This is a genomic window from Enterococcus bulliens (genome assembly GCF_053761865.1).
Window position 1 is genome coordinate 1 of the sequence record NZ_JBSMXK010000043.1, and the last position, 4,622, is coordinate 4,622.

General features: G+C 36.2%; 5 protein-coding genes and 2 pseudogenes. 6 read left to right on the forward strand and 1 reads right to left on the reverse strand.

The window, feature by feature from the left end; all coding sequences use genetic code 11:
- Positions 1 to 130: 130 nt before the first annotated feature.
- The 6 genes and pseudogenes from ACWOEC_RS11900 to ACWOEC_RS11925 form a co-directional block, all read left to right on the forward strand.
- Positions 131 to 346 (forward strand): annotated as a pseudogene (locus ACWOEC_RS11900) (replication initiation protein); the annotation flags it as partial.
- A 90-nt stretch (positions 347 to 436) separates the two neighbouring features.
- On the forward strand, positions 437 to 643 hold the full coding sequence (locus ACWOEC_RS11905) for a hypothetical protein (protein WP_455308428.1): 207 nt from the start codon (positions 437 to 439) through the stop codon (positions 641 to 643).
- Between the two features lie 726 nt (positions 644 to 1,369).
- On the forward strand, positions 1,370 to 1,735 hold the full coding sequence (locus ACWOEC_RS11910) for a plasmid mobilization protein (RefSeq protein ID WP_455308430.1): 366 nt from the start codon (positions 1,370 to 1,372) through the stop codon (positions 1,733 to 1,735).
- A complete protein-coding gene (locus ACWOEC_RS11915; protein ID WP_455308432.1) occupies positions 1,714 to 2,976 on the forward strand; it encodes a relaxase/mobilization nuclease domain-containing protein in 1,263 nt (420 codons plus the stop codon). Before ACWOEC_RS11910 ends, ACWOEC_RS11915 begins: the two co-directional genes overlap by 22 nt.
- Entirely contained in the window at positions 2,973 to 3,593 is a 621-nt protein-coding gene (locus tag ACWOEC_RS11920) for a hypothetical protein (protein WP_455308434.1), read from the forward strand. Before ACWOEC_RS11915 ends, ACWOEC_RS11920 begins: the two co-directional genes overlap by 4 nt.
- Before the next feature lie 576 nt (positions 3,594 to 4,169).
- Positions 4,170 to 4,403, forward strand: coding sequence for a replication initiation protein (locus tag ACWOEC_RS11925; protein ID WP_455308436.1), 234 nt, complete (start codon positions 4,170 to 4,172; stop codon positions 4,401 to 4,403).
- 29 nt (positions 4,404 to 4,432) lie between these two features.
- On the opposite strand, the pseudogene ACWOEC_RS11930 reads toward ACWOEC_RS11925, so the two are convergent.
- A pseudogene (locus tag ACWOEC_RS11930) lies at positions 4,433 to 4,622 on the reverse strand (hypothetical protein); the annotation flags it as partial.

Here is a 4,622-nt window from a genome sequence, read left to right on the forward strand (position 1 = left end):
CGGCTACAATAATCACATCCTGCTGAAATTGCTTTCCTTTAAAAGGATTCATCGTCATTCCTCCTGCTATCTTTTTCTATTATTCTACCTTATTTGATAGTAGATTTAAAACTTTGCAACAGAACCAAACTATGACTATAATAGACTCAAAGAAAATATTTTAAAAAAAGCCATCGAAGAAATTAATTTAAAAATTGACGATATGGATTTAGAAATTTTACAAGCTAGGCATGGTCGTAAAGTTGTACAAGTAAAAATACATAATAACTGGACAGTCCAAAAAGCAATAAAAGAAACTGCGGAAGATTCTCCTCAAATTTCTATGCATAATTGGTTGAATAATTAATTTTAACTAGTAACCAGTTAAACAATAGGTTAAAATTAAATTGCAATACAATTAAAAAAATGAAACATTTACAAAAAAGGAGGATTTTAAATGAAAAAAGCAATTATTTTTTTAGGCATCGTTTCGGTTGGTGTATTATTTAATATTTATAGCGTTCAAAATGTACAAGCAAAAGAATTAGCAGACCATGAATGTGCTCCAGGATATTATTATAAAAAAGGTGGTTTTATGGCCCCAGGAACTTTAAAAGCTGGTGGATTTTGTGTACCCATTGGCAATATTGGGAAGGTAAAATAATTAACTGCTTATGAACCAAATATCATATAGGTCTCTTATTCGTACTTCCATATGTCTTATTGTTATACCCATCTTAATTTCTTTTTTATTATATTTATTTTTTAAATTTTCTATATTTATTTCATTAGTAATTATTTATAGCGTTATTTTAATATTTCTTTTGCCCAGTGATTCTTTTTTTAGTGATTCTGTGGATTACGAAACTAAAGTTTCACATCCTACTTTTAGATTGGATAAAAAGCTTTTAAATATAAATAATGAAAAAATAGAAGATTTTATTCTTTTCTTTATAATACTTTTTTGTTTAATATCGACATTAATACTTTTTTATATATTAAGCGTTAATCACTAATATTTATAGAACAACTTCTTTACTTGAAGTTGTTCTATTTTTTGTTCTTTTTGTCATACAAAAAGAAAGATGTTTTATCATTAATTCTCTATTCGAGAATTAATGATTGACCGTTTGCGAACAACAAATCGGGCGAAATCGAGAGGGGATCAAAGGGGAGAGTGAAACGTTCCCTTTTGCAAGCAACATTGTCATACAAGAACGAAGTGATTTGTATGACAATGTGACGAATTGTCTTAAGCTTTTTCTTTATTTTCTCTTTATGTTAGAATAATTGTAAACGAATAGTGCACAAATAGTCTTACATAAACGAGTACAATAGGCGACTGAATAGGGAGCGTGTTGTCTCGAAAATTTTCTAGGAGGTTTTGGTTATGAAACAAACAAATGTCACACAAAATCAAACAAAAATGGTGCAATTTAGAGTCAGTGAAGAACAGTATGAGAAGTTAAAAAAATCGGCTGAGGTGTATGGACTGTCTCCTAGTTTGTATGTCAAAAAAATGGCACAAAATTCACGACTGAAGAAAGCCTATTTTTCTCATGATGACGCAAAAAAAATCCTCGTTGAATTAACGAGACAAGGAACGAATTTGAATCAAATAGCCAAGCGATTAAATCAATTGGACTCGAAACTAGCGGAGGATAAAGAACTTTTAGAAGCGTTAAGGTATACGTACGGCGCCCTCGTTCAAGCTCGAAAGGAGTATCAAGAATTATGGCGACAATTCCCACGATAACCACTGGTGCTAGTGCGTCTAGTTCGATCAGCTACGCACTAGGTAAAAATCGAAAATTAGACGAGAAAACAGAGTTTTGGTTACAAGAGAACGGCTTACAGCGTCCCTCAGAATTAGAAGATTGTCGTGCCGTTGCAGTTGGCGGAACAAATGGCGTTGATCCGATGATTGCCAGTCAACAATTCGCCATGATTCAACACTTACACCATCAAACGAAAAAGAAAAATCAAGTGGCTAGAGCGATTCAATCCTTTGCGTTGGATGAATTAGATCCCACCATTCAAGAAAATTGGCAGAAAGCCAATGATTTAGGTGTGGCCTTTGCGGAGAAGATGTATCCTGACTATCAATGTGCGGTCTATACACATGTAGATGGGAAAAATCATGTCTTACATAATCACATTATCGTGAACAAAGTGCATATCGAAACAGGAAAAAAGCTCCGTGAAGCACAAGGAAAAACCATTGAAAGAGCCCGTAAAATCAATGATGAATTGGCATTAGAACAAGGCTGGTCAGTCCTTACTCCGCAACACGAACGAAAAACACCTACAGAAAAAGCGTTGGTTGAAAAAAAGGACTACTCATACATAGCGGACTTGCGTTCTCGCATTAACTCCACCATGCAACATATCGAAATTGACTCTCTCGACGCGTTTAAGCGTCGTTTAGACGAAAAAGGAGTTACCGTAACCGAACGAGGTCAAACGCTCTCCTACGCGTTTTTAGACGCCAATAAGAAGCAACGGCGCGTAAGAGCCGAACGATTAGGGACAGACTTTGATAAGGAGATCATACTAAATGAGCTGGAGAACCGAACAAAACACCAATATGCACGACGTAATCGCGAAACAAACGGAAAGGATAACCGAGTTACAAAGGCTGGGGAAACAACTTCTACAGGAAAATCAAGAACTGAAAGTGAAATGCCAGCAACTCGAATCGCTAGAGGCATTGAACAAGACCTTGAACGAAGAAAATCAACAACTCGCCACACTCAACAAGACCTTGAACAACGAAAATCGTTCGTTACTGGATTCTCTGAGGGAATCCAGCAACTTAAAAGACAGCTACCAGAGCTTACTCAACAGGTTGAACGACGCATAACACAGCTCAAACAATCGATTTTGAACACCTTTGAAGCGACGTTTTCTCGTGATATGGAGAAAAAACGCGCTCAACTGGCAGAAGAACGAGAACGAGAGCAAAGACGATCACAGGATAGGGGGATGGAACGATGAAACAAGACGAAAAACTGATTCTTCAAATTCTTCAGTCGTATCACGATGGCGAATTAGACTTTAGCAAAGTTCCTGCGTTAAACGAACTCGTCGATCAAGCAGTTAATCAGCAATTTCAAGGCTATATCAAAGGGATTGATCGCGCGTCACAGGAAGCATTAGAGCGCCGTTTGTCTGAAATCGAGCAACAAGCCCAACAAAAACTGGAGGCTCTCGATCGTGAGCAGTTGAAAAGTGATTTTCAACTCGAAATTCAAACGGAACGTGACCGAATGACTCGTGTAAGAGAAAAATTTTTAGCGGATGAATACCGCATGAACCAGCATGACCGCATTCAAGCGAGTAAAAATCGAACGTTTATTTTGGCAAACTTTAGTCTCTTTGCCGTATTGCTCTTGTTTGTAGTCTTATTCATGCGGTGGATTCTGTTTGATGGGATTTGGAAAGGGTGGGGGTTGAATCTCTTATTTAAGACGATATTAGGGATGTATACGTATCATCCATATCTTGCCTTTTTTCTTGGAATCTTTGCGGTTCTCCTTATTTCACTCGTGCTGATTCTCGCATTTGGACTGGCATTTGCTTTAACTGCGAAATTAGGCGATCAAGTTGACTAAATCTGTGTAGGCTTATTTGTCGTTTATTTGCATTCTAAGCCATTTTAGTTCAAACATGATAAATAAGTCGCTGTCCACGATAAATCGACGTAGAGGCTCTTTTAGAGCGTCTAGGAGGCTTTAAGGAGTGGATAGCTTTACACAAGACTCAAGAAGCTGACATTTGCTAAAAAATGGACAGTCCATTTTTTGGGCAACCTAGCGTTAGCGACGTTTTGGGTTTGCCTTTTTCAAAAGGCAAGGTCTTAATCTTTTATTTTTTAGCAAAGGAGTGAAGACGACTGCGGTAGTTCAATGTGAGAGCGCAGCGATCACTCCTTTTTTTGTGTTGTGGTTTTTGTTTTTATCTCCTATAAACAAAACACACACGTACACGCGCGTTTTATTTATATATTATTTCTTAAATACTTTAAATACTTAGGGAATAAAGAATGGCTTTGCGTCAACGTTTATAAAGATAATACCACAGTAAAAACTTCACGACTCCACAGTTTTTTTTAATAACTTTGTTTTTCACTGTTAATTTGTTACTATGTGTTTATAAATTGTAATTTTATGTTTGAAAGGAGATTTTTTATGACAAAAAAACAGCCTTATATTTGGCGGAATGATCGAAACTTTTCTTTGGATGAATATGAGCAACAACAATATTACTATGTAGTTGAATCAAATGAATTGATTACTAAGGCTAGACATGATTTGACTGCAAGAGAATTAAAGATTATGGATTTCGTGATTTCTAAAATACAACCTACAGACAGTGATTTCACAACCATACATACTTCGGTTCTGTTGCAAAGTTTTAAATAAAGAATAAAATCCCTTACGGTATCTATGATTTAAGCTGGGATTCCCAATAATACCTTGATTTCAGTACAGACCGAAAACCCGAAGAGAGTGCTTTCTTTTCGGGTTTTCTTATATAATCCTCGAATGGCTTCCATGCCTTTAATCGTGGTAGAGGCAGTGCGTAAACTTTGATAGAATTTATTGCGTCTCTTTACTGGACGATGGTCTTGTTCAATCAAA